This is a genomic window from Solwaraspora sp. WMMA2101, from assembly GCF_049179175.1.
Classification (GTDB): Bacteria; Actinomycetota; Actinomycetes; order Mycobacteriales; family Micromonosporaceae; genus Micromonospora_E.
Genome location: NZ_JBMHMA010000006.1, coordinates 1,842,244 through 1,866,218, shown reverse-complemented (window position 1 = coordinate 1,866,218; position 23,975 = coordinate 1,842,244). Strand labels below are relative to the sequence as shown.

The 23,975-nt window shown below is 72.4% G+C and carries 23 protein-coding genes and 3 pseudogenes; 12 read left to right on the top strand and 14 right to left on the bottom strand.

Features of this window, described 5'->3' with window-relative positions:
- Positions 1–209: 209 nt before the first annotated feature.
- Positions 210–1,514, top strand: a complete 1,305-nt coding sequence (gene aspS, locus ACN28F_RS09170; RefSeq protein ID WP_289207605.1) for an aspartate--tRNA(Asn) ligase — start codon at positions 210–212, stop codon at positions 1,512–1,514.
- 60 nt (positions 1,515–1,574) lie between these two features.
- On the opposite strand, the gene ACN28F_RS09165 is transcribed toward aspS, so the two are convergent.
- From ACN28F_RS09165 to glpK, 4 genes are all read right to left on the bottom strand, one after another.
- Positions 1,575–2,270: a class I SAM-dependent methyltransferase gene (locus ACN28F_RS09165; RefSeq protein ID WP_421357463.1), complete on the bottom strand. Its 696-nt coding sequence runs from the start codon at positions 2,268–2,270 to the stop codon at positions 1,575–1,577.
- A 432-nt stretch (positions 2,271–2,702) separates the two neighbouring features.
- Positions 2,703–3,020: a hypothetical protein gene (locus ACN28F_RS09160; protein ID WP_289207603.1), complete on the bottom strand. Its 318-nt coding sequence runs from the start codon at positions 3,018–3,020 to the stop codon at positions 2,703–2,705.
- Positions 3,021–3,043: 23 nt separating this feature from the next.
- Positions 3,044–3,487, bottom strand: a complete 444-nt coding sequence (locus tag ACN28F_RS09155; protein ID WP_289207602.1) for a hypothetical protein — start codon at positions 3,485–3,487, stop codon at positions 3,044–3,046.
- 342 nt (positions 3,488–3,829) lie between these two features.
- Positions 3,830–5,362, bottom strand: coding sequence for a glycerol kinase GlpK (gene glpK, locus ACN28F_RS09150; protein WP_421357462.1), 1,533 nt, complete (start codon positions 5,360–5,362; stop codon positions 3,830–3,832).
- A 64-nt stretch (positions 5,363–5,426) separates the two neighbouring features.
- On the opposite strand from glpK, the gene ACN28F_RS09145 reads away from it, so the two are divergent.
- Both ACN28F_RS09145 and ACN28F_RS09140 read left to right on the top strand, forming a co-directional pair.
- A complete protein-coding gene (locus tag ACN28F_RS09145) occupies positions 5,427–6,401 on the top strand; it encodes an acetylxylan esterase (RefSeq protein WP_421357461.1) in 975 nt (324 codons plus the stop codon).
- Positions 6,402–6,499: 98 nt separating this feature from the next.
- Complete coding sequence (locus tag ACN28F_RS09140) at positions 6,500–7,438, top strand: ribose-phosphate diphosphokinase (protein ID WP_289207599.1); 939 nt, start codon at positions 6,500–6,502, stop codon at positions 7,436–7,438.
- Positions 7,439–7,440: 2 nt separating this feature from the next.
- Here the strand turns inward: ACN28F_RS09140 and ACN28F_RS09135 are convergent, their stop codons facing one another.
- Positions 7,441–7,920 (bottom strand): ATP-binding protein, encoded by a 480-nt coding sequence (locus ACN28F_RS09135; RefSeq protein ID WP_289207598.1) that lies wholly within the window; start codon positions 7,918–7,920, stop codon positions 7,441–7,443.
- 134 nt (positions 7,921–8,054) lie between these two features.
- On the opposite strand from ACN28F_RS09135, the gene macS reads away from it, so the two are divergent.
- Positions 8,055–9,269: a MacS family sensor histidine kinase gene (gene macS, locus ACN28F_RS09130; RefSeq protein WP_421357460.1), complete on the top strand. Its 1,215-nt coding sequence runs from the start codon at positions 8,055–8,057 to the stop codon at positions 9,267–9,269.
- Between the two features lie 25 nt (positions 9,270–9,294).
- A complete protein-coding gene (locus ACN28F_RS09125) occupies positions 9,295–9,969 on the top strand; it encodes a response regulator (protein ID WP_421357459.1) in 675 nt (224 codons plus the stop codon).
- Positions 9,970–10,038: 69 nt separating this feature from the next.
- On the opposite strand, the gene ACN28F_RS09120 is transcribed toward ACN28F_RS09125, so the two are convergent.
- Genes ACN28F_RS09120 through ACN28F_RS09110 form a run of 3 tightly spaced genes read right to left on the bottom strand, consistent with a single transcriptional unit; the run spans position 10,039 to position 12,020 of the window.
- Positions 10,039–10,623: a DUF5709 domain-containing protein gene (locus ACN28F_RS09120; RefSeq protein ID WP_289207595.1), complete on the bottom strand. Its 585-nt coding sequence runs from the start codon at positions 10,621–10,623 to the stop codon at positions 10,039–10,041.
- Between the two features lie 52 nt (positions 10,624–10,675).
- Complete coding sequence (locus tag ACN28F_RS09115) at positions 10,676–11,158, bottom strand: hypothetical protein (RefSeq protein WP_421357458.1); 483 nt, start codon at positions 11,156–11,158, stop codon at positions 10,676–10,678.
- 1 nt (position 11,159) lies between these two features.
- Positions 11,160–12,020: an ATP-binding protein gene (locus ACN28F_RS09110; protein WP_289207593.1), complete on the bottom strand. Its 861-nt coding sequence runs from the start codon at positions 12,018–12,020 to the stop codon at positions 11,160–11,162.
- A 163-nt stretch (positions 12,021–12,183) separates the two neighbouring features.
- On the opposite strand from ACN28F_RS09110, the gene ACN28F_RS09105 reads away from it, so the two are divergent.
- Positions 12,184–13,563, top strand: coding sequence for a glycosyltransferase (locus tag ACN28F_RS09105; protein ID WP_289207592.1), 1,380 nt, complete (start codon positions 12,184–12,186; stop codon positions 13,561–13,563).
- Positions 13,564–13,669: 106 nt separating this feature from the next.
- Here ACN28F_RS09105 and ACN28F_RS09100 read toward each other — a convergent pair.
- The 4 genes and pseudogenes from ACN28F_RS09100 to aroA form a co-directional block, all read right to left on the bottom strand.
- Positions 13,670–14,498, bottom strand: a pseudogene (locus ACN28F_RS09100) (hypothetical protein); the annotation flags it as partial.
- 138 nt (positions 14,499–14,636) lie between these two features.
- Complete coding sequence (hisN, locus tag ACN28F_RS09095; protein ID WP_289207591.1) at positions 14,637–15,428, bottom strand: histidinol-phosphatase; 792 nt, start codon at positions 15,426–15,428, stop codon at positions 14,637–14,639.
- 18 nt (positions 15,429–15,446) lie between these two features.
- A complete protein-coding gene (gene rsgA / locus ACN28F_RS09090) occupies positions 15,447–16,619 on the bottom strand; it encodes a ribosome small subunit-dependent GTPase A (RefSeq protein WP_421357457.1) in 1,173 nt (390 codons plus the stop codon).
- A gap of 7 nt (positions 16,620–16,626) precedes the next feature.
- Positions 16,627–17,946, bottom strand: a complete 1,320-nt coding sequence (aroA, locus tag ACN28F_RS09085) for a 3-phosphoshikimate 1-carboxyvinyltransferase (RefSeq protein WP_289207589.1) — start codon at positions 17,944–17,946, stop codon at positions 16,627–16,629.
- Positions 17,947–17,996: 50 nt separating this feature from the next.
- On the opposite strand from aroA, the gene ACN28F_RS09080 reads away from it, so the two are divergent.
- The 5 genes and pseudogenes from ACN28F_RS09080 to rsrA all read left to right on the top strand — a co-directional run bounded on the left by ACN28F_RS09080 (position 17,997) and on the right by rsrA (position 21,676).
- The gene (locus ACN28F_RS09080; protein WP_421357456.1) at positions 17,997–18,779 is read left to right on the top strand and encodes an SOS response-associated peptidase; all 783 of its coding nucleotides are present in this window, start codon (positions 17,997–17,999) and stop codon (positions 18,777–18,779) included.
- 254 nt (positions 18,780–19,033) lie between these two features.
- Positions 19,034–19,384 (top strand): annotated as a pseudogene (locus tag ACN28F_RS09075) (WhiB family transcriptional regulator); the annotation flags it as partial.
- Positions 19,385–19,565: 181 nt separating this feature from the next.
- A complete protein-coding gene (locus ACN28F_RS09070; protein WP_289207587.1) occupies positions 19,566–20,222 on the top strand; it encodes an alpha/beta family hydrolase in 657 nt (218 codons plus the stop codon).
- A gap of 498 nt (positions 20,223–20,720) precedes the next feature.
- Positions 20,721–21,386: pseudogene (locus ACN28F_RS09065) on the top strand (sigma-70 family RNA polymerase sigma factor); the annotation flags it as partial.
- A gap of 5 nt (positions 21,387–21,391) precedes the next feature.
- On the top strand, positions 21,392–21,676 hold the full coding sequence (gene rsrA, locus ACN28F_RS09060; RefSeq protein ID WP_421361328.1) for a mycothiol system anti-sigma-R factor: 285 nt from the start codon (positions 21,392–21,394) through the stop codon (positions 21,674–21,676).
- Between the two features lie 73 nt (positions 21,677–21,749).
- Here rsrA and ACN28F_RS09055 read toward each other — a convergent pair whose 3' ends face one another.
- A complete protein-coding gene (locus ACN28F_RS09055; RefSeq protein ID WP_370461611.1) occupies positions 21,750–21,824 on the bottom strand; it encodes a 50S ribosomal protein bL37 in 75 nt (24 codons plus the stop codon).
- A gap of 146 nt (positions 21,825–21,970) precedes the next feature.
- Between ACN28F_RS09055 and ACN28F_RS09050 the strand changes: the two genes are divergently transcribed.
- The gene (locus ACN28F_RS09050; protein ID WP_282225795.1) at positions 21,971–22,186 is read left to right on the top strand and encodes a biotin/lipoyl-binding carrier protein; all 216 of its coding nucleotides are present in this window, start codon (positions 21,971–21,973) and stop codon (positions 22,184–22,186) included.
- Positions 22,187–22,200: 14 nt separating this feature from the next.
- Here the strand turns inward: ACN28F_RS09050 and ACN28F_RS09045 are convergent, their stop codons facing one another.
- Positions 22,201–23,937, bottom strand: a complete 1,737-nt coding sequence (locus ACN28F_RS09045; protein ID WP_289211090.1) for a tetratricopeptide repeat protein — start codon at positions 23,935–23,937, stop codon at positions 22,201–22,203.
- Between the last annotated feature and the right edge of the window lie 38 nt (positions 23,938–23,975).

The window sequence follows — 23,975 nt, the reverse complement described above, 5'->3', positions numbered from 1 at the left end:
CCGTGAAGACCCTCCTGAGCTGCGGGAAAGAACGGCCCGGCGGCAGCGTCGGGCTCAGTAGACTCCCGCCGCCTCGCCCACGTCACGGGTAAGCGAAGGCTGTGCCGCGTTCACCACGCGGTGCGGCGAAGGTGTGGTGGCACCGCGAGGATCCCGCTCGCCCACGCCTCTCTGGGGACGCGTTGCGCACACCGGAGGAGGTCACCACCATGCAACGCATCCTTTCCGCTCATCTACCAGCCCACGTTGGCCAGCCCGTACGGCTGGCCGGCTGGATTCACCGGCGGCGGCTGCTGAAATCCGTCGCTTTCCTGATCCTGCGCGACGCCGCCGGGCTCGCCCAGGTCGTCGTCACCGACCCGGCGGTACGGGCCCAGCTCGAACAACTGCCGGAGGAAACCGTCGTCGCCGTCACCGGCACCGCGACCGCCCAGCCGGCCGCCCCCGGTGGCGTGGAGGTGACCGGTCCGACGATCACGCCGCTGTCCGACCCGGCGGCACCCGTACCGTTTGATCTTTATCGGCCGGACCTGCGGGCGAACCTGCCGACGATCCTGGACCACGCGCCGGTCGCGCTGCGGCACCCGAAGCTGGCCGCCACGCACCGGATCGCGGCCGCCACCGTCGCCGGCTTCCGAAAAACACTCACGACGATGGGGTTCGTCGAGATCCACACCCCGAAGATCGTCGGTACGGCGACCGAGAGCGGCGCGAACGTCTTCGCCCTGGACTACTTCGGCCGCCGGGCCTATCTTGCCCAGTCCCCGCAGCTCTACAAGCAGATCATGGTGGGTGTCTTCGAGCGGGTTTTCGAGGTGGGGCCGGTGTTCCGGGCCGAGCCGAGTGACACCGCCCGGCACCTGGCCGCGTACACGTCGCTCGACGCCGAACTCGGCTTCGTCGACGACCACCGGGACGTGATCGCCGCCTGCCACGCCACCGTCGCCGGCATGCTGGCGGCGGTCACCGAGCGCGCCGGGCCGGCGCTGGAGCTGCTCGACGTACGGCTGCCGGCGTTGCCGGCCGAGCCGGTGATCGTGCACTTCGCCGACGCCCTCGACATGATCAGCGCGGCGACCGGCCGGGACGTCACCGGGGAGCCGGACCTGGCCCCGGAGCACGAACGCTGGCTGGGGGAGTGGGCGCTGCGCGAGCACGGCAGCGACTTCGTCTTCGTCGAGGGCTACCCGACCCGGCACCGGGCGTTCTACACCCACCCGGACCCGGGCCGGCCCGGCTACTCGCGTGCGATCGACCTGATCTTCCGGGGCGTGGAGCTGGTCAGCGGCGGGCAACGGCTGCACCGGTACGGCGACTACGTCGACGCGCTCGCCGAGCGGGGCGAGACCGACCTGACCCCGTACGCCGGTTATCTGGACGCGATGCGGTACGGTATGCCACCGCACGGCGGCTTCGCGTTCGGGTTGGAGCGGTTCGTGGCCCGGCTGCTCGGCGTACCGAACATCCGGCAGGTCACGCTCTTCCCGCGCGACCTGCACCGCCTCGCCCCCTGACCCTCGACGGTGTCGTCCGGTGCCCCGCGACCAGCGGGGCACCGGACCACCGCCTGGCGGTCAGGGCCGGCGGAGTCGGACGGCGACGAAGGACGGCGACTGGTGCAGCTTGTGGTAGGCCGCCTCGTCGACGTCACGCAGGCTGGGCACCGGGCGTGGTTCGACGAACCGCTCCAGGCGCAAGCCGGCGTCCAGCAGTTCGCCCAGGAACGTCTCCAGCGTCATCCGTTGATAGTGGATCGACATCTGCCCGCCGGCCAGTGGAAGATCGACCCAGTCGTCGGCGAAGTACGAGCCGCCGAAGTGCCGCCAGTCGGCGGTCGGGTGGGTCGTGGAGACCAGTAGCCACCCGCCCGGCCGCAGCACCCGCTGTAGCTCGCCGAGCAACTGTCGTCGGTTGGCGACGTGGTGCAGCATCAACGCGCAGATCACCCCGTCGAACGACGTGTCGTCGATGAAGTCCAGCGGATCCTCGACGTCGTGCCGGTGCAGTTCGGCCCGGTCGCCCAACCTGCGCCGGGCGTGCGCCAGCAACGTCGCGCTGCCGTCGATCCCGACGACCTCGGCACCGCGCGACAGCAGCTCCGTCGCGTAGTGCCCGGCCCCGCAACCGACGTCGAGAACTCGCTGCCCGTCGACGTCTCCGGCGAGGGCGAGCATCGCCGGTCGGTCGACGTAGGCGTTGTACGGGCTGGTGTCGGCGTGTCTGGCGAAGTGGTCGCCGAGCTCGTCTTCGTAGGCGGTGCTGGTGGGCATTCCGACAGCATCCCGCCGGCCGCTGTCCATCGCGAACGGTTCGGTGGTGACCTGCCGTTGTGGCTGCCGGCCGGCGCGGCGGCCCGCCACGAGATCGAGTCGTACGTGTGGGAGCTGGAACGCCGCGCCGGACAGCAGCACGTCTACTCGCCGGGGCCGGGCAAGCGGCAGAGGTGCAATTTTCAGGTCGCTGGACCAACTTCACCGACGATTGGGTGAATTTTCCGATGGCCGGTTGCGCACCGTCAATCCACTATCAACAGGTGTCGCTGGAAACGTTCCTGGGAGAACTGCTATCCGTCGGCTTCATCTTGTAGTGTTCGTCGAGCAACGCCCGTTATCCGGCCTCCGTGAGGTCGACGAGGTGCCCTACCGCAAGCTGCGCCAGTGGCGGCGGGAGACGTGGCCGAGATCGACCTTCTCTCGGGCAAACTATCGATTTGATGTGGGCGGTTCAGTTGGGCCTTGACGGGTTGAATCCTCCGTCGGGTCGGCGTTCTCGGTGAGCGATTGGAGGGTGGCCGATACCACGGCTTCCGCCTGTTTGGGACCTATGCCGTTGTCTAGGGCATTCTTTAACAGTTGGGTGCGTAGCTCCTCAAAAAGGATCACGTCATGAGGTACCTGCTTGGCTGGGACCACGAGGTATTTTTGCTGTTCAACTAGGCGCCGCATCTTGCGGAGTGAGTAGGCGAACGCGCCGACGGCGTTGGCGACGCTGGCGGCCGACAGGGCCAGTAGCGTGGCCATCAATGGCTCCATGTCGGACTCCCCTACTTCAGTTCGGCGACAATCACGCAGGATAGGCTGGAGAGGGAGGCGGCAATAAGTACGCCCCAGGAAAGATTCATGTAGTTGTCCGTCACGCTCTCGGCTCCATTGGCGCTTCCGTAGACGGCGGCACCAATGGCAACGATAACGATCGATATAATTATTGCTGCGGCGCGAGTGATCTGTACGTATAAGTTGATTATCATCGGCCTGTCGGGAGAGTGTAGCTCGAAGACAATCTCCCCGACTCCACTGGCGGTTAGTCCTGCGGCCACCAGGAATAGCTCGCCGCTGCCGAGTATTGAGGCCTTCGTCAAGGCTTGGTTGTCGGCGAAGACGAAAAGTGCCTTCAAGAGGACCGGAAGCATGCCAATTAGAAGGCTCACCAGGGTCCATTTGATGAGCTTGATGGCTATGCGATGAGGTGTGGGTATTGTGCCGATCATCTAGTTATTCCCGATTGGTTGTTTGCGTTGTAGGCTTGTCTCCTAAAGGGAGTATCGCACACCTGAGCAAGGTTCACTGTCTACAATTGGGCAATTTGGGAGCTTGTCGTATCTTAACTTTTGTGCACATGGGGGGTTGACTGAATGGTGATCTTGTATAGGTGTGCCGCACTAACACTCTGAAGTCTGTCGATGTGATGATTGTTGATCATGATTTCGGCAGGGGCGTGCGAGGTGGGACGCGTGATTCAACGCCTGCGCGTGTGCCGCTCGTCGGGTTGACGGTGATGGTTGTCTCCGGGGCGGGCGCGTGGATGCCGATCGCCGAGAAAGGACGGGGGATCAGTCGGGGTCGTCGACCCAGTCGAGGGTGCGGGTGACGGCCTTGCGCCACTGGGCGTACTCGCGGTCGCGGTGCGCCGGGTCCATCGCCGGCCGCCACTGCGCGTCGGCCCGCCACTGGGCGCGCAACGTGTCCAGGTCCGGCCAGAAGCCGACCGCCAGCCCGGCCGCGTACGCCGCCCCCAGACAGGTCGTCTCGCTGACCGCCGGGCGGACCACCGGCACGTCGAGCACGTCGGCGAGGAACTGCATCAGCAGCCCGTTGGCGGTCATCCCACCGTCGACCCGCAGCCGGCGCAGCGCCACGTCCGAGTCGGCGTTCATCGCGTCGACCACCTCGCGGGTCTGCCACGCCGAGGCTTCCAGCACCGCCCTGGCCAGATGGCCCTTGGTGATGTAGCCGGTCAGCCCGGCGACCACGCCCCGGGCGTCGGCCCGCCAGTGCGGGGCGAACAGTCCGGAGAACGCCGGCACGATGTAGCAGCCGCCGTTGTCGTCGACGCTGCGGGCCAGCTCCTCGACCTGCGCCGCGCTGGAGATCAGGCCCAGGTTGTCACGCAGCCACTGCACCAGCGACCCGGTCACCGCGATCGCCCCTTCGAGCGCGTAGTGCGCCGGGGCGTCACCGATCTGGTACGCCACCGTGGTCAACAGCCCGTGCTGCGAGGTGACCGCGCTCGTACCGGTGTTGAGCAGCAGGAAACTGCCGGTGCCGTAGGTGCATTTGGCCTCGCCGGGCTGGAAGCAGGTCTGCCCGAACAGGGCTGCCTGCTGGTCACCGAGGGCGCTGGCCACCGGTACGCCGGCCAGCGCCCCGCCGGCGACGTCGGCGTCCGCCGTACCGTAGATCGCGGCCGACGCAACGATCTCCGGCAGCATCGCGGCCGGAATGCCCGCCGCGGACAGGATCTCCTCGTCCCAGCGCAGCGTGTGCACGTCCATCAGCAGGGTGCGGCTGGCGTTGGTGACGTCGGTGACGTGCCGGCCGGTGAGCTTCCAGATCAGCCAGGATTCCATCGTGCCGAACAGCACCTCGCCGCGCCGTGCCCGCTCGGCCAGCCCGTCGACGTGTTCCAGCAGCCACATCGCCTTCGGCCCGGCGAAGTACGTCGCCAGCGGCAGTCCGGTGCGTTCCCGCAGCCGCTGCTCGCCGACGGCCGCGCCGAGCCGCTGCAGCTGCGGCCCGGTGCGGGTGTCCTGCCACACGATGGCGTGGTGCACCGGCCGGCCGGTGGCCTTGTCCCACACCACGGTGGTCTCCCGCTGGTTGGTGATGCCGATCGCGGCCAGCCCACCAGCGCTGACTCCGGCGTCGGCGAGGGCCTGCCGGACCACCTGCTCGACGTTGACCCAGATCTCCTCGGCGTCGTGCTCGACCCAGCCGGGGCGGGGGAAGATCTGCCGGTGTTCGCGCTGGGCCATCGTGACGATCGCGCCGTCGGCGTCGAACACGATGCAACGCGACGAGGTGGTGCCCTGGTCGATGGCGGCGATGTACCGGCCGGCGTTGGCCGGGCTGCTCTGCGCGGTCATCCCGCCAGTATGGCCGTGGCCAGCGCACCCCACCCGCCCCGCTGGCGCTGGTAGCGTGCCGGCCATGGCCTGGTTCGATCTTCCCCTCGATCAGCTGCGGCGCTACCAGCCCGAGCTGTCCCCACCGGCCGACCTGCGCGCGTTCTGGGACGACACGCTCTCCGACGCCCGGTCGATGGCGGCGCCGCCGGTCGTGACCCAGGTGGCGACCCCGCTGCGCATGATCGACACGTACGACGTGAGCTTCACCGGCTTCGCCGGTCAGGAGATCAAGGGCTGGCTCAACGTCCCGTCGGGCGCCGCCGGGCCACTGCCGGTCGTCGTCGAGTTCATCGGGTACGGCGGCGGCCGTGGCCGCCCACTCGAATGGCTGCTCTGGGCCAGTGCCGGCTTCGCCCACCTGGTGATGGACACCCGGGGCCAGGGCGGGTCGTGGCGGGGCGGCGACACCCCGGACGCCGGCCCGGACGGCTCCGGGCCGACGACCCCCGGCTACCTGACCCGGGGCGTGCTGGATCCGGCCGGCTACTACTACCGGCGGTTGATCACCGACGCGGCGCGGGCGGTGGAGATCGCCCCCGAACTGCCCGGCGTCGACGGCTCCCGGCTTGCCGTGGTCGGCACCAGCCAGGGCGGCGGGCTGGCGCTGGCCGCCGCCGCGCTCGCCGGGGACCGGGTCGGCGCGGTGGTGTCCCGGGTGCCGTTCCTGTGCCAGATCCGGCGGGCGGTGACGATCACCGACGCGGATCCGTACAACGAACTGGTCCGGTTCTGCCGAATCCAGCCGGAGCGGGCGGCGGCGGCGTTCGCCACGGTCGACTACGTCGACGCCGCCCACCTGGTGCCGTGGGCGAGCGCGCCGGCACTGTTCAGTGCGGCGCTGATGGACCAGACCTGTCCGCCGTCGACGGTCTTCGCCGCCTACCACGCGTACGCGGGCCCGAAGGAGATCGAGGTGTACGAGTGGGACGGCCACGAGGGCGGCCGGGCGCACTTCGACCAGTTGTCGATCGAGTTCGTCCGCAAACAGCTCGGCTGAGCCCGGCAAACGAGTCGGCTGAGCCCGGCATCGACTCGGCCGAGCCCGGCCCGGGGTCGCGTCGGGCACGCCCGCCCGGCCTGACCTACGATCACCTGGTGCGTGACATCGCGGTGTTCAGTGGCAGTGCCCACCCCGAGCTGGCTGCGGAGATCTGCACCCATCTGGACGTACCGCTGCACCCGGTGCGGGTCTCCCGGTTCGCCAACGACTGCCTCGAGGTGCAGTTGCAGGCCAACTGCCGAGAGCGGGACGTCTTCCTGATCCAGCCGCTGGTGCCGCCGGTGCAGGAGCACCTGGTGGAGCTGCTGCTGATGCTCGACGCCGCCCGGGGCGCCTCGGCCGGGCGGATCACCGTGGTGCTGCCGCACTACGCGTACGCCCGGTCCGACAAGAAGGACGCCCCGCGGATCTCGATCGGTGCCCGGCTCGTCGCCGACCTGCTGGTCTCCGCCGGCGCCGACCGGGTGCTGGCGATGACCCTGCACTCCCCGCAGGTGCACGGCTTCTTCAGCGTGCCCGTCGACCACCTGCACGCGCTGCGGGAGCTGGCCGCGCATTTCCGCAACCACGACCTGACCGACACGGTGGTCGTCTCGCCGGACCTGGGCAACGCCAAGGAGGCCGCCGCGTTCGCCCGGATGCTCGGCACCCCGGTCGCGGCCGGCGCCAAGCAGCGGTTCAGCGACGACCGGGTGCAGATCAGCGCGGTGATCGGCGACGTCGTCGACCGCGACGTGATCGTCCTCGACGACGAGATCGCCAAGGGCAGTACGGTGATCGAACTCATCGACCACCTGCGGGACCTCAAGGTCCGGTCGATCCGCATCGCCTGCACCCACGGGCTGTTCTCCAGCGGGGCGTTGGACCGGTTGAGCAGCCAGGACGGCGTACTGGAGATCGTCTGCACCAACACGGTGCCGATCCCGGCGGGCAAGCGGGTGCCGAAGCTGCAGGTGCTGTCGGTCGCGCCGGCCCTGGCCGAGGCGATGCGCCGGATCCACAACGGCGAATCGGTCAGCGCCCTGTTCGGCTGAGGTCAGCGCCCTGTTCGGCTGACCGGATCGTCAGCGTCGGCGCCGGTGTCGGACAGCCCGAGGCTGATCCGTACCGTGGTGCCCTCCGGACCGGTGGCGACGGCCATCGTGTCGGTGAGCCGCTCGGTCAGCCACAGCCCCCAGCCGCCGGCGGTGTTCGGGGCGGGACGGTCCCGGCGGCGCAGCCGGTCCGAGCCGATGCCGGCCCCGTTGTCGGAGACCTCGCAGAACATCGACTGCGCGTCGCGCCACATCCGCAGCCACCCCCGGCCGCCGCCGTGCCGGACCGCGTTGGTGATCAACTCGTTGACCGCGAGCACGAAGTCGTCCAGGCGCTGCCCGCGCATACCAGCCGACGTGGCGCACGATGCCACGTGATGCCGCAGGTCAGTGACCTGACCCCGGTCGAAGGTCTCGCTCAGCAGATCCATCGGGTCGATAGGCACGACCGTACGCGATGATGGGGGATCTGCGTCGGTCATGGCCCATCCGGCTGCTGGTCGTACGGTGCTTTCGCGGCGTTCTCACCCTACGTTGACCGGTTCGGAATTGCATCTCGCACCCGGCGTGTCCGCCCACACCGCCCCGGCCCGGTCAGGTGTGCCATCGTCGTCACGTGCGTCACAGCCCTGCCCCCACCGGAACCCTGAGCGTGCCACTGTGGCGGGCGATCGCGGTCTTCCGGTTCGCCGCCCTCGGCTACGTGCTGGTGCTCTACGCCCGCAACGCGGCGGACTACGCGCACCCGTTCCTCGCGGCACCCGTACTGCTCGGGATGATCGTCTGGACGATCACCGCGACCTGGGCGTACCCCCGGCGTCAGCTGCGTCGCTGGCCGCTGCTCGCCACCGACCTGGCCGTCGCGCTGGCCACCCTGCTGGTCAGCCCGTGGCTGATCGGCCGGCCGGCGCTCGCCGACGGGGTGCCTACCATCGCCGTCGCCTGGCTGGCCGGCCCGGTGCTGGCCTGGGCGGTCACCGGTGGCCGCCGGCTCGGGGTCGCCGCCGCCGTGGTCCTGGCCGCCACCGACCTGGCGGTACGGGACCGGCTCAACGAGTCGTCCGTGACGCCCGGGGTGCTGATGCTGTTGGCCGGCATCGCGGTCGGGCACGTCGCCCGGCTGATCGCCACTGCCGAGCAGCGGCTGCGGCGGGCGGTCGAGCTGGAGGCCGCGACGCGGGAACTGGCGGCCGCGACCCGGGAACGGGAACGGCTGGCCCGCGACATCCACGACTCGGTGCTGCAGGTGCTCGCGATGGTCGCCCGGCGCGGCGCGCATCTCGACGGCGAAGCCGGCGAGCTGGCCCGGCTGGCGGGGGAGCAGGAGTCGGCGCTGCGGGCCCTGGTCACCAGCCGGCCGACGGCACCGCCGACGGCACCGCCGACGGCACCAGCGGGGGCACCAGCGGCGGACGCCGCCGCACCGTCCGGTGCCGCGACCGACCTGCGGACCATGGTCGCCGGGTACGCCGCCCCCCGGGTCTCGGTAGCCGCCCCGGCCGAACCGGTGCTGCTCCCCGGACACCTCGCCGCCGAGGTCGCCGCCGCGGTCGGCGCGGCCCTGGACAACGCGCTGCGCCACGGCGGACCCGACGCCCGCGCCTGGGTGCTCATCGAGGCCGAGCCCGATGCCGTTACCGTGTCGGTCCGGGACGACGGCTGTGGCATCGCCCCCGGCCGGCTCGCCGAGGCCGCCGCGCAGGGCCGCCTCGGGGTGAGCCAGTCGATCCGGGGGCGGATCGTCGAGGTGGGCGGCACGGTACGGATCCACTCCGCGCCCGACGAGGGCACGGAGATCGAACTGCGGGTGCCGGCCCCGGTGCCCGGCTGACGGTGGTGGGACAGGAGCGCGGCGAATGACAGCCGACGAGCAGGAGCAGGCGACGGCACAGGTCCGGGTGATGGTGGTCGACGACCATCCGATGTGGCGTGAAGGCGTCGCCCGCGACCTTGCCGAAGCCGGTTACGACGTGGTCGCCACCACCGGGGAGGGCCGGCAGGCGGTACGGATCTGCGCGGCTGCCCGACCCCAGGTGGTCGTGCTGGACCTGCAGCTGCCCGACGTCTCCGGGGTCGAGGTGATCCGGGGCCTGCACGCCGCGCGACCCGGCGTCCGGGTGCTGATGCTCTCCGCCAGCGGCGAGCAGCAGTCGGTGCTGGACGCGGTCAAGGCCGGCGCCACCGGCTACCTGGTGAAATCCGCCAGCCCGGCGGAGTTCCTCGACGCGGTGGCGCGGACCGCCGCCGGTGATGCCGTGTTCACCCCGGGGCTGGCCGGTCTGGTCCTCGGCGAGTACCGCCGGCTGGCCGCCACCCCGGAACCCGGCGGCGACGAACCACGGCTGACCGACCGGGAGACCGAGGTGCTGCGGCTGGTCGCCAAGGGGCTGTCGTACAAGCAGATCGCCGCCCGACTGGGACTGTCCCACCGGACGGTGCAGAACCACGTGCAGAACACCCTCGGCAAGCTGCAACTGCACAACCGGGTGGAACTCACCCGGTACGCGATCGAACGCGGCCTGGACGAGTAGCCGGCCTGCGGGGCGGCGACGGTCAGCCGGCCTGCGGGCGGCGACGGTCAGCACAGGCCGGCACTCCGGTCAGGTGGCGATCGGCCGGTCCGCCGGTGGTTCGGTCTCGTGGATGGCCAGCTCCTCGGCGCTGGCTCCGCCGCCGGCCGCGCCGGCATCCGTCGCCACCGAGTCCGGTTCGTCGTCGGTGGGCGCACCTTCGTCGCCGGCGACCAGTCGACCCACCAGGCCGTCCCCGGCCGCACCGCCGAGCCGGCCGTGGTCGTACACCGACACCGGCGAGTCGGGATCCGAGTAGGGACCGGGGTCGAGCACATCGGCGTCGCGCTGCGCCTGGGTACGGGCCTGCTCGCTGTCGGCCTCGTCACCGAGCGCCCGGTCGACCGGACCGGCGAGCGGATCGGTCACCGGCTCCGGCAACGACTCCCGGGCGATCTTGTAGTCCAACGACTCGCCGTCGCGCTGCTCCTGCGCGGTGTTGCCGAAGTGGTCCACCGCCACCGGCACGTCGCCCGGGATGCTCGCCGGGTCCGGGCCGTCGGCCTCCCGGCCGCTGGCCACGTCGTCGTACGCGGTCGAGTCGTCGTCGGCGATCTCGGGGATCCCTTCGGACTCCGTGTCGGAAACCGGCCGGGGGAAGTCGTCTTCACGCATGCCGTCCCAATACCCGTCGGTGTGCGGGTCACACACCGGGTGCGGACTCGCCCTACCGGGACTCGCCGTACCCGGACTCGCCGTACCCGGACTGGCTGGACCGGTCCGGGCGGCGGCGCAGCGGCGGCGGACCACCGTCGCCGTCGCTGCCGGTCGGCACCACCGGGTCACCGACGGGAGCCACCGGGCTCGCCGTGGTGCGGCCCGGTCGGACCTCGTACGGATGCGAGGCCGTCGTCGCCGACGCGCCGCTGACCACGTCCGCCGCAAAGTCCTCGTCGGCCGGGCGGCCCGGGCGGTAGCCGAGGTCGGCGCCGGGCCGCTGCCCGGCGGGCGCGACAGCCGGGCGGACCGGAGCGACCGAACCGGACGCCGGGGCGGTGACCGTACCGGGTGCCGGGGCCGCCCGGCCGGTCGCCGGGCCGCGACGGCGCTCGCGCCCGGCACCGGCGGCCCGTCGACCGATCAGGTACCCCACCGCCGCGCCACCCACCAGCAACGCCCATCGCGCCGGACCGGAAACCACACGTCCCACCTCAGGCTCCTTCCCACGAACGGTCCGCCGGGTCGAGCACGGCCCAGACCAGTTTTCCGTCGGCGAGTGCGGTGCAGCCCCACCGGCGGGCCACCGATTCGACCAGCCACATCCCCCGCCCACCGAGTGCGGTCGGCGACACCGGCGAACCGGGTCGCGGTGCGCCGGGGGAGCCGTCCCGGACCGACAGCCGCAGACAGCCGTCGCGGTAGCCGATCCGCACCGACATCGCCGTACCGGCGTGCACCACGACGTTGTTGACCAGCTCGGTCAACGCGAGGGCGGCCGGATCGATCAGCTGCGGGACGTCCCACTGTCGGCAGGCGCGGGTCAGCAACGCCCGCGCGGAGCGCGCCGCGCCCGCGACCGGTTCGAGCTCGACGCCGAGCGCGCGGGCCGCCGGCGCCCCGGCCAGCAGGGCGCACGCCAGCTGACGATCCGGCAGTACGGAGAACCCGGCGGCCGCCCACAGCGACCCGGCCCCCGGTGGCGGGGCGGTGCAGACCAGGCCGCCGGCGGGCCAGTCGGCGACCGTCTGCGGGACGTCGGCGAGGCGCAGCAGCGCCGTCGGTTCGGCGACGTGCAGCCCGGAGACGTCGACCCCGAGCGGGGCGGCCCGGTCGGCCAGGCAGTCGAGCAGCGCGTCACGTAGTTGCCCCACGGTGTCGGTGGTCAGCTCGCCGACCAGCCGGACGATCGGCTGTGACGACAGTCGCACGGCGGCGGTACGCGGCGTTTCGTCGGGCCGATCCACGGCGGTGCGCCGCCGGGACGGTACGTCACCGGACGGTCCGGCGGCGTCGCGGCGCGGTGACGTACCCGGTGGGCGGATGCGGCTGCTCCGCGTCCTGGTCGCTGCCATACGTACTGGTACCCCGGTTTGCTCCGGTCATACCGCCGGTGTGCGTTGTCGCACCTCATCCCGGCCTCACCCCAGGGTGGTGCTGCCCGGAACCGGGTGTTCGGCCGTACGGCAGAGGTTAGAAAGAACCACTACCAACGGTGACGAACCCACGGAGGTGACGATGCGGGTCGCTCTGGTGTCCGCACACGGTGGAGCGTCGCTGCGCCGTGCCGGCCCGGACCGGGACCCCGCCCGGTGCCCCGCCGACGTGAACCCGGCCGGTCAGCCGCTGACCGGCACCGCCGCGCACATCGCCCGGCTCGCCCGCGAGCTGGCGGCCCTCGGTCACGAGGTACGCGTACACCAGCGGTGGACCGACCCCGACGAGCCGCACACCGTCGAACGCGACGGCTACCAACTGGTACGGATCCCGGTCGGGCCACCGACCCGGCTGCCCACCGCGGACCTGCTGGCGTACCTGCCGGAGTTCGGGCGGATGCTGGCCGGCCAGTGGGGTTCCGGCCAGTGGACGCCGGACGTGGTGCACGGACACTTCTGGCCCGGCGGGCTCGCCGCCGCCAGCGCGGTGGCCGACGGCCGGATCCCGCTGGTGCAGACCTTCCACAGCATCGGCAGTCATCAGCAGCGCATGCTCGGCAGCGGGTACCGGGGCCCGCAGGTCCGGATCGCGTTGGAGCGGGCGCTGGGCCGGGTCGTCGACGCGGCGGTCGCACAGTGCACCGAGGAGGTCGACGAACTCGCCCGGCTGGGTCGGGACCGGGCGTCGGTGGTGCTGATCCCGCCCGGCGTGGACACCGCCCGGTTCACCCCGGATCCCGACCCGCCCCGGCGGCGGCGTCGACGGCTGCTCGCCGTCGGCGACCTCGTCCCCGGTTCCGGCCACGACGCGCTGCTCGGCGCGTTGCGGCTGGTCGGCGACGCCGATCTGATCATCGTCGGCGGGCCGTCCCGGGCCGAACTGGCCGACGACCCCGGTGCCCGCCGGCTGCTCGAGGTGGCCCACCGGTACGGGGTCGCCGACCGGGTCGAACTCGCCGGCGCGGTGCCGGCCGAGGAGATGCCGCAGCTGTACCGTTCGGTCGACGTGGTCGTCTGCGCCGCCCGGTACGCCCCGGTCGGCACCGTGGCGCTGGAGGCGATGGCCTGCGGCATCCCGGTGGTCGGGTACGCCCACGGCGGCGTCGCCGATTGCGTGGTGGACTCGGTGACCGGGCGGTTGGTGCCGGTGGGCGACGTCCGGGCCCTCGGCGTCACCGTACGGCGGCTGCTCGCCGACGAGGCCGAGCGGTTCGCCTTCGGCCATGCCGGGATCGACCGGGTCCGGTGCCGCTACAGCTGGGAACGGACCGCAGCCGCCGTCGAACGGCTGTATCAGCGGGTGCTCGGATTGCGGGGTACGCCGGAGGCGGCGTCGACGGTCGCCGTGGTGCCGCCCGACGGCGAGTCGGTCGCACCGGTCGAGGTGGAACTGGACCTGACGGCGATCGACGCCGACGCGATCGAGCCGGCCCCGACCGCCGCTGCCGTCCGGGCCGCCTGACCCCCGCCGACGCGGGTCGGCCCGACCTCGCCACGGGCCGTGGGAACGCCCCCGGGGTGGGCGGCCGGAACGCCCCCGGGGTGGGCGGCCGGTCCGGCGACCGCCGGTCGGGGCGCGGCGACCGCCGGTACGGCACCGCTGTGCTGCGCCGCCGAGTACCGGGTCAGACCCACCACCGAGGCGAGCGTGATCAGGAAACCGACCGCCGCCAGCCACTCCCGGCCCGGCCAGATCTTGTCGTTGAGCAGCAGCAGACCGACGATGGCCGCCGGCACCGCCCCGGCGGCGTCCATCGCGGCGATCGCGGCAGTGACGGAGCCGCGCTGCATCGCCAGCCCGATCAGCCACTGGCCGATCGCGGAGTGCGCGATCAGCAGGTAGAGCAGCGGCTCGGTGAGCAGGTCCTGGTAGTTGTCGGCGCTGGCGAGCGGCCGGGACGCGACCGCGGCCGCCGAGAACGCGAACCCGGCGAGCAGGCCGAGCCCGACCGAGGCCGACGGCCCGGTGAACCGGGCGGCGAGCGCCCCCAACGCGGCGATCACCACGGTGGACAGCGCGATCACCGCCACCGCGCGGGGGCCGAGCTGATGCGCCGGTGCCGGACGGGCGGAGACCACCAGCGCGGTCACCCCGATCAGCAGCAGCACCAGCAGCGCCACCTCGGCCGCCGGCAGCCGCCACCCCAGGGTCAGCACCCCGAGCAGCGCGGTCACCCCGAGCGCGGCGGCGACACTCGCCTGCACCAGGAACAGCGGCAGGTCCCGGCGGGCGAAGAAGGCGAACACGAAGGCGAGGATCTGGCAACCGACCCCGACCAGATAGACCCGCTGGCGGGCCAGGCGCAGCAGCAGGCCCGGGTCGAAGCAGTGCCGGACAGTCGTACGGGCTGCGGCGACGGCCTGGAACAGATGTGCGACGCCGTACGTGGCGACCATCGCCGCGAGGAAACACCAGCCGGTCGACGTCACCCGGCGAGGATAGACGGTGGCTTCGCTCACATCCGTGCAGGCCGGCGTGATCCCGGCGATCTGGCAGTCGTCGACACGGTCGGCGACGAACCGGACGACCGACCGTCAGCTGAGCCGGTGCAGCAGGTCCGAATGCAGCTTCCCGTTGCTGGCGACGGCGCTGCCGCCGGCCGGCCCCGGCTTACCGGTCAGGTCGGTGAAGGTGCCACCGGCCTCGGTGACGATCGGGATCAGCGCGGCCAGGTCCCACAGCGACAGCTCCGGCTCCACCATCGCGTCGACGGCCCCCTCGGCGAGCAGCATGTAGCCGTAGAAGTCGCCGTACGCGCGGCTGCGCCACACCGAGCGCATGATGTCGAGCATCGCGTCCAGCCGTCCCGACTCCTCCCAGCTGGTCAGCGACGAGTAGCAGAAGCTGGCGTCGGCGAGGCGGCGGACCCCGGAGACCCGGATCGGGGTCGCGGCCGCGGTGTGCCGTCCGGCGTACGCGCCGTGTCCGACCGCCGCCCACCAGCGGCGCCCCAGCGCCGGCGCGGAGACCAGGCCGACCACCGGCTGGTCGCGTTCCATCAGGCAGATCAGGGTGGCCCAGATCGGCACCCCGCGGATGAAGTTCTTGGTGCCGTCGATCGGGTCGATCACCCACTGGCGGTTGCCCGGACCGGCCGCCGCGACCGAGGCACCGAACTCCTCGCCGAGCACCCCGTCCCGGGGGCGGGTCCGGGCGAGGGTGGCCCGCAACGCCTTCTCCACGGCGGTGTCCGCATCGGAGACCGGGGTGAGGTCCGGTTTGGCTTCGACACTCAGGTCGAGTGCCCGGAACCGGGCCATCGATATCGAGTCTGCGGTGTCCGCGAGCAGGTGGGCGAGGGAGAGATCGTCGGCGTACCGGGCCATGGCGGGAAAGGTATCGGATTACCGCACGCGATGGTCGGAGGTCCCCTGGTCGGCCTCTCCGGCGCGCGAGTCCAGCAACCGGCGGTACGACGCGAGCCGTCGCGCGTCGGCGTTGCCGGCCGCCACCCAGGCCGCCAGCCGGCACTGCTCGGCCCCGCCGGTGTGCTCGCAGTTCGGCGGGCAGTCGAGACTGCCCTCGACCAGGTCGGGGAATCCGTGCAGCAGGCTGTCGGCCGACACGTGGGCCAGCCCGAAGCTGCGCACCCCGGGCGTGTCGACGATCCACCCCGGATCGGCGTCGCGGTCGGCACCCGCCCTGGCACGGCTGGCCGCGCCTGGTCCGTCGCCGGAGCTGGCCGCCGGCCGCCGGGGCAGCCGCAGCGCGACGGCGCTGGACGACGTGTGCCGGCCCCGGCCGATCGCGCTGACCGTGCCGACGGCCCGCAACGCCTCCGGGACCAACCGGTTGACCAGGGTGCTCTTGCCGACCCCGGAATGCCCGACGAGCACCGACAACCGGCCGGCGAGCCGCTCGCGCAGCTCGGTCAGGTCGCTGCCCGGCCGGCACAGCACGTACGCCAGGTCGAGATCGCGGTAGTAGTCGACGACCTGTTCCGGGCCGGCCAGGTCGGCCTTGGTCAGGCACAGCAGCGGCGCGATCCCGGCGTCGTACGCGGCGACCAGGCACCGGTCGATGAACCCGGTCCGGGGTGGCGGATCCGCCAGCGCGCTCACGATCACCAACTGGTCGGCGTTGGCGACCACCACCCGCTCCAGTCGCCCCTCCGGGGTGGAATCGTCGTCGTCGGCGGTACGCCGCAGCACCGACACCCGCTCGTCGATGCGCACGATCCGGGCGAGACTGCCGGTGTCGCCCGAGACGTCGCCGACCAGGCCGACCCGGTCACCCACCACCACCGCCCGGCGGCCGAGCTCCCGGGCCCGCATCGCGGTCACCACCGGTGGCGGCCCGTCGGGGGAGTCCGGGGCGGCGTCGGCGAGCACACAGCCGTACCGGCCCCGGTCGACGGTGACCACGAACCCGTCGACCGCGTCGGAGTGCGCCGGCCGGGTCCGGGTACGCGGGCGGGAGGACCGGCGCGGGCGGACCCGTACGTCGTCCTCGTCGTACTCCCTGCGCCGACCGGCCAGGACGGTGCTCCCCTCTACGGATGCCGGTGTCCGCGCCACCGGCTGGTCACGAGTCTGCCAGTTCGCCCGGGTCGCCGGCGGCCACGGCCGACCACAGGGTCGGGAATTCGGGCAGCGTCTTGGAGGTGCAGCCGACGTCGGTCAGCTCGACGTCGGGCACGACCAGCCCGAGAACGGCCGCCGCGTGCGCCATCCGGTGGTCGTCGTAGGTGCGCCAGGTGCCGCCGCGCAACGGTTTCGGGTCGATCTCCAGCCCGTCGGGCAGCTCGGTGACCTGGGCGCCGAGGCCGGTCAGTTCGGCGGCGAGGGCGGCCAGCCGGTCGGTCTCGTGCCCCCGGATGTGCGCGACACCGGTCAGTCGCGACGGCGAATCGGCCAGCGCGGCGAGCGCCGCGAGCACCGGGGTGAGTTCGCCGACCTCCCGCAGGTCGGCGGTGAGGCCGTGGATGGTGCCGGTGCCGGTCACGGTGAGTCCGGCCGGGCCGACGGTCACGGTGCCACCGAGCTGCTCGACGAGGTCGGTCAGCTGCCGGATCGGCTGCACGCTGTGTGTCGGCCAGCCGACCAGGGTGACCGTACCGCCGGTGACCAGCGCGGCGGCGAAGAACGGCATCGCCCCGGACAGGTCCGGTTCGACCACGCAGTCGCGGCCGGCCAGCTCGCCCGGCTCGACCCGCCAGGTGTCGGCCACCGAGTCGTCGACGACGGCGCCGGCGGCGCGCAGCATCTCGACGGTCATCCGCACGTGCGGGGTGGACGGCAGCGCGGCACCGACGTGTCGGACGGTCACGCCGTCGGTGAACCGGGGCGCGGCCAGCAGCAGGCCGGAGACGAACTGGCTGGACCTGGTGGCGTCGACCGTCACGGCACCACCGGGGACCTGCCCGGTGCCGTGCACGGTGATCGGCAGCAGGTCGCCGTCGGCGGCGTCGATGTCGACCCCGAGTGCCCGAAGGCCGGCCAGCAGCGGACCGAGTGGCCGGGTCCGGGCGTGCGGGTCGCCGTCGAAGGTGACCGGGCCGTCGGCGAGCGCGGCGACGGCCGGCAGGAAGCGCATGATGGTGCCGGCCAGACCGACGTCGATCTGCGTCGATCCGCGCAGCGGGCCGGGTCGGACGGTCCACCGCTGCGCCGACGAGGTGTCCAGGTCGACGCCGAGCGCGCCGAGGGCGGCACTCATCAGCGTGGTGTCCCGGGCCCGCAGCGGCCGGGTGACGGTGCCGGGTCCGGCGGCGACGGCGCCGAGCACCAGGGCGCGGGCGGTCATCGACTTCGATCCGGGCAACCGCAGGGCGGTACGGACGCCGCCGGCGGCGGTCGGCGCGCTCCACGGCCGGGGCGGTGGGGGCGTGGTCAGTTCGGGCACCCCTACAGTGTGCCAACCCGGTGCCCGCCGGACCGACTAGCCTGGGCGCCATGTGCGGGCGGTACGCGACCACACGCAGCGCGGCGGACCTCAGCGCGCTGTTCGAGGCGCTGGACGACACGGCGGAACCGCTGGCGGCCGACTACAACGTCGCTCCGACCGACGCGGTGCCGATCGTGCGGTTGTCCCGCCGGGCCGCCGAGGCGGCCGCGCCGGCCGGGGAGGGGGCCGACGCGGGGCAGCCGCCGGCGCGGCGGGTGCTCGGCCTGGCCCGGTGGGGGCTGGTGCCGCCGTGGGCCACCGATCCGAGGATCGGGGCCCGGATGATCAACGCGCGGGCGGAGTCGGTGGCGACGAGCCGGGCGTTCGCCCCGTCGTTCGCCCGCCGGCGGTGCCTCGTGCCGGCCGACGGCTGGTACGAGTGGGTACGCCCGCCCGGCGCACGGCGCGGTGCGGCGCAGGCGTACTTCATGACGCCCGCCGACGGCCGGCAGTTGGCGTTCGCCGGAATCTGGTCGGTCTGGTCGCGGCCCGAGCCGATGATCACCAGTAGCGTGATTACCACCGCCGCCCTGGGCCCGCTGGCCAAGGTGCATGATCGGATGCCGCTGCTGCTGCCGGAGGACCGCTGGTCGGAATGGCTCGACCCGGAGGTGGACGGTACCGCGTTGCTGACCCCACCGGATGACGATTACCTCGGCGGTATAGAGATCCGTCCGGTCGGCCCGGCGGTCGGCAACGTGCGCAACAACGGGGTTGAACTGGTCCGACGGGTCCCACTGGTCGGCGAGCAGGGCGAGGTGGGCGGGCCCGGGCAGGCCAGCCTGTTCTGACTGTCACCCCATGGTACCGCTCCCACCCGCGTGCGGCATCAACCGTCGTGACTCCTGGTGTTCATCTGGCCACTGACGTGGAGGTTTGCCAGAGTTGCGACCGAAACGCCGGATCGAATTTTCCCCAGAATCGATCCAGCCCCTTGTACGTGTGTGGCGAAGTGCGATAGAAACCAGCGCCGACAGTGGATTTGGATTCACTCCAAGCAAACGACTTTGATCAATGTCTGTGATCCCACGGGGGAGGTGGGTAAATGACACGGGCGCGAATGCCCCGGCCGCACGAGGTCGCTGCGGCACGCCGCGACCCCAGGCTGCTCAGGGCGATGGCGGAACGCCGTCTGGACGAGGCGTGGCGGACCCGCGGTGTCTGCCAGAGCGTCGACCCGGAGACGTTCTTCCCCGCGCCGAGCGAGCCGCCCGACGCAGCGGTGGCGCTCTGCCGTACCTGCCAGGTGCAGGGGCCGTGTCTGGCCTGGGCGCTCGACGCGGGCGACAGCCACGGGGTGTGGGGAGCGACCACTCCCCGGGAACGTCGGGCCATGCTGGTGGCCTGGCAGGGCTCCGCCGACCCGGACGATGCCGGCCCCGGGGACGCCGACCCTGGGGGCACCGGACTCGACGGCACCGGACTCGCCGGCACCGGACTCGACGGCACCGGTCCCCACCACGCCGGGCCTGGCGGCGCTGATCCCGACGATGCCGGGGTCGACGTCGAGCCGGTGCACGAACGGCTGCTCAGCCTGGTGCCGCTGCGCTGAGGCGGGTCACCGGCACAATGGGCCGGTGACCGAGACCTCACCGGCGGCCGCCGTACCGGAGCTGACCGGCCAGCAACGGACCGTGTCGACCCCGCGCGGGCCCGCCCGGGTCGACCTGGTCGTCCCGGATCCGGCCGTGACCAGTCTGCTCGTGCTCGGCCACGGGGCCGGCGGCGACGTCACCGCCCCCGATCTGTCGGCGCTCACCGCCGCCGCCACCACGGCAGCGGTGGCGGTGGCCCGCGTCACCCAGCCCTACCGGGTCGCCGGCCGGCGGGCCCCGGCCCCGGCCGGCCACCTCGACGAGGCCTGGCACGCCGTCGTGGCCGACCTGCTGGCCGGCTTCGACACCACGCCGGCGCTGATCGTCGGGGGCCGGTCCAGCGGTGCCCGGGTCGCCTGTCGGACGGCGGCCGCGCTGGGCGCGTCCGGCGTCGTCGCGTTGGCTTTCCCGCTGCACCCGCCCGGCCGGCCGGAGCGGTCCCGCCTCGCCGAGCTGGACACCGGCCGGCCGACCCTGGTTGTCAACGGCGACCGGGACCCGTTCGGCGTGCCGGCGCCCGCCCCCGACCGCGACGTGGTGGTCCGACCGGGGCAGCGGCACGACCTGAAGGGCGACCCCGCCGGTACGGCCACGATCGTCGTCCGGTGGCTCGCCGGGCACGGCTGGGCCCGCCCCTGACCGACCAGCTCGGCTCCGGCCCGCCCCGAGCGGCCCGGCCGGGGCGGAGGTGTGGCGTCGGCGCGTCGACCGTGTCCGGCCCCGTCGTGCCGTCGTTGCATCGGATGTCCGTAGCGCCGAGCCGGCGTCCGGCGATGCCGCGGGGGCGACACCACCGCGGGAAACTCCCAGGCCCCTCTCGGCTCCGGTGCCCATCATCGGCACCGGAGCCGGGACGGGCGCCGCACCGGTCCCCGACACCCGCCGCTGGCGCGCTGCCGGAATGCCCGGACACCCACCTGGCGTTACATCCCTCGGAAGTAGCGGCGACGAAGGGTGGAGCGGGTGCGAACCGACATACGGGGCGGGACGCGGGCGGCGGCGGGACGGGTTGCCGGTGGTCGGCTGCCCGGGTCCGCCGACTGGTCACCGGAGCACTGGGCGACGGGCGTACGGGCGGTCGGACAGCCTGCCACACGACTGGTGAGCACGGGCACACCTGACCGAACCACGGTTTCCGGTCGGTCGGTGCGCGTATCCTCGGCGGGACAGTCGAGGGGGGACGAGCGGTTGACCCGATCAGAGCAGACAGAGCAGCGGCGGGCGCGGTTCGAGCGTGACGCGCTGCCCTTCGTCGACCAGTTGTACGCGGCCGCCCTGCGGATGACCCGCAACCCGGCCGACGCCGAGGACCTGGTGCAGGAGACCTACCTGAAGGCGTTCTCCGCGTTCCACCAGTTCGAGGAGGGCACGAACCTCAAGGCGTGGCTCTACCGCATCCTGACGAACACCTACATCAACTCCTACCGTCGGCGGCAGCGTCAGCCGGTGCAGGCCCCGACCGAGGAGATCACCGACTGGCAGCTCGCCGCTGCCGAGTCGCACACGTCCAGCGGGTTGAAGTCGGCCGAGACCGAGGCCCTGGAGCGCCTGCCGGACAGCGACATCAAGAACGCGCTGCAGCAACTGCCGGAGGAGTTCCGGCTCGCCGTCTACCTCGCCGACGTGGAAGGCTTCTCCTACAAGGAGATCGCCGACATCATGGGGACTCCGATCGGGACGGTCATGTCCCGGTTGCACCGGGGCCGGCGGAACCTGCGTGGCATGCTGGAGCGCTACGCCACCGACCGTGGCCTGCACCGGGCCCGGTCGACGAAGCCTGCCGCAGCCGGCCAGGAGGTGTGACGATCGTGCAAGGCGGTGACTCGTTCGACCAGGACTGCCGGCAGGTGCTCGCCGAGGTCTACCTCTACCTGGACCTGGAGTGTGCCGAGGAGCGGCGGCAGCGGATCCGGCACCACCTCGACGAATGCTCCCCGTGTCTGCGGGAGTACGGCGTCGAGCAGGAGGTCAAGGCGCTCGTCGCCCGCTGCTGCGGCAACGAGACCGCACCGGCCGAGCTGCGGGACCGCCTGCGGGCCAAGCTCAGTGAGTTCGTCTTCGACGCCGAAACCCGCGAGTTCCTGCCGGATTAGACCCGGTAGCTTGGCGGTCAGCACTGCGGTCGCCGGTCAGGGCCACGGCGGCCCCGACCGGCGGCCGGCGGCATCAGGAGTTGGGGCGCTTGCCGTGGTTGGCCGCGCTCTTCTTGCGTGCCTTCTTCTTGCGAGCCTTCTTGGCCATGTGTCCTCCCGTCGGACGGTGACTCCCGTAGTTCGGGAGCTGACCCTGTTGATGCTAGGCCGGCCCGGTCACCGGCATGCGCGGTGGGCAGGTGGTGGGATACCTTCCGCATGTCGCGTTCGGCACGTACGAAGGAGGGCCGGCAGATGGCCGAGGAGATCCGGGCCGAGATGGTGGCGAACGTGTGGAAGGTGGTGGCCGCCGCCGGCGACACCGTCTCCGACGGTGACACCCTGGTGATCCTGGAGTCCATGAAGATGGAGATCCCGGTGGTCGCGGAGGCGGACGGCGTGGTGGCACGGCTGGCTGTCAACGAAGGCGACGTGGTGCAGGAAGGTGACCTGATCGCGGTCATCGAGTAGGCGCGCCGCGCCGGTCAGTCCCGGCCCAGTAGCCGGCGGATCAGTCCCGGCCGGCGTTGCCGGGGCACCCGCGCCGACCGGCCGGCGATCCGCCGTGCCGTGGCGGTCGTCGCGGCGTCGAGGTCCGGCGTGGCCAGTGCCAGCTGTGCCAGGGACCACAGGATCGGTACGGTCCGGTGCCCGGCGACGTCGACCGCGTCAGCGAGCCGTTCGGCCACCACCCGGGCCACGTCCGGGCGTACCGCCGGGTCCACCCACGCGGCGGTGACCAGCGCGAACAGCGCGGCCTCGGCGGACCAGTCCTCCACCCCCCAGGCGACGTCGACCAGCACCCGGCGGCGGGTCGAGTCCGGCCATGCCTCGTCGGTACGGTGGTGCAGGATGCCGAGGCACGCCCACACCTGTACGCAGCGGAGCCAGCCGGCCGGGTCGATTCCGACCTCGTCCGGCGTCGACGGCGGGTGCACCAGCAGCCCGAGCAGGTCGTCCAGGTCGAGGGTGGCGAGCACCACCGCGCTGTCGTAGGCCGCCGGCGGATGGTGCCAGACCGGCTGGGCGAGCTGCTGGATCCGTTGGCTTGCCTTGGTCGACGGCCGGTCCAGCACCGGGTCGGCCTGCCAGCCGGCGTAGCGCCACAGCTGTCGGACCGGGGCACGTCGTGGCTGGCGGGGGTCGGGGCTCGGGGTGCGTTGCACGGTGACCGGCAGGCCGGGTAGTTCGGTGCCGAGCAGCCGCATGGCGCTGGGGGGCTCGGGCTGGCGCAGGGACAGCCGGGTCGGCACCAGGCCCCGGGTGAGGGCCCGTTCGATGGTGGCGACCACGGTGCCGCCAGCCGCGGGCAGCCGGGCCAGCCAGGGCCGGTCGTGGCAGCACTCGGCCAGGTCGTGGTGTTCGTGTGAGTCGTCGGGGTGGTCCCGGACGAAGTCGGCGAGGGCGACCAGGTGGCGTAGTTCGCCGTCGCGGCGGTAGCGGAGCCGGTGTGCCGTGTGGACGGCACAGTCGAACGTCGGGTTGCGGGCGAGTGCCTGTTCGATCCAGTCGATGGCCTCGTCGAGGCGCCCGGAGTCGGCCAGGGTGCCGGCGATGTCGGCGTAGATGGACAGGTCGTCCGGGTCGTGGGCGCTGGCCCGCCGGAGCGCGGCGACCGCCTCGGCGGTGCGCCCGGCGCTGCGGTAGGCGTACCCGAGCCACACCTCGGCGAGTTTGGACGGTTCGGCCCGTACCCCCTGCGTGGCCCAGTCGAGTGCGGTGGGGATCTCACCGAGCCGACGGGCAAGGGCCGAGCTGGCGCCGAGCAGCAGGCCGTGGTCGGCGTGCGCGGTGGTGGCGTGCTCGGCCAGTCGCAGGTACGGCAGCAGCGGCGGGCGGTCGACGTCGGGCACCGGATCGGGCACGCTGGCGCAGATCTGCATCAGCACGATGGCGATCTGGTCCGGGTCCAGGCGGGCGGGCAGGTCGGCGGCACCGACCCAGGGAACCCCGGCCCAGTTCACCGTGGGGGCGTGCCCGGTGGCGGCGGCCAGCAGCTCCAACCCTTCGCCGGCCCGCCCGGCGGCGGCCAGCAGGTGCGCCCGGGCGACCACGGTGCCGATGAAGACGTGTTCGTCGAGGGGGAACAGGTCGAGTGCGCCGTCGGTGCGGGCGGCCAGCCGGGTGAGCATCTCGTGCACCTCCGGCATGGTCGGCGCGTGCGTGATGGCGCCGGCGACGTGGTCGGCGGCGTGCCGGTAGTCACCCTCGTCGAGCGCCATCCGGGCCAGTGCCAGCTCACCCTCGGCCGCCAGCCGTG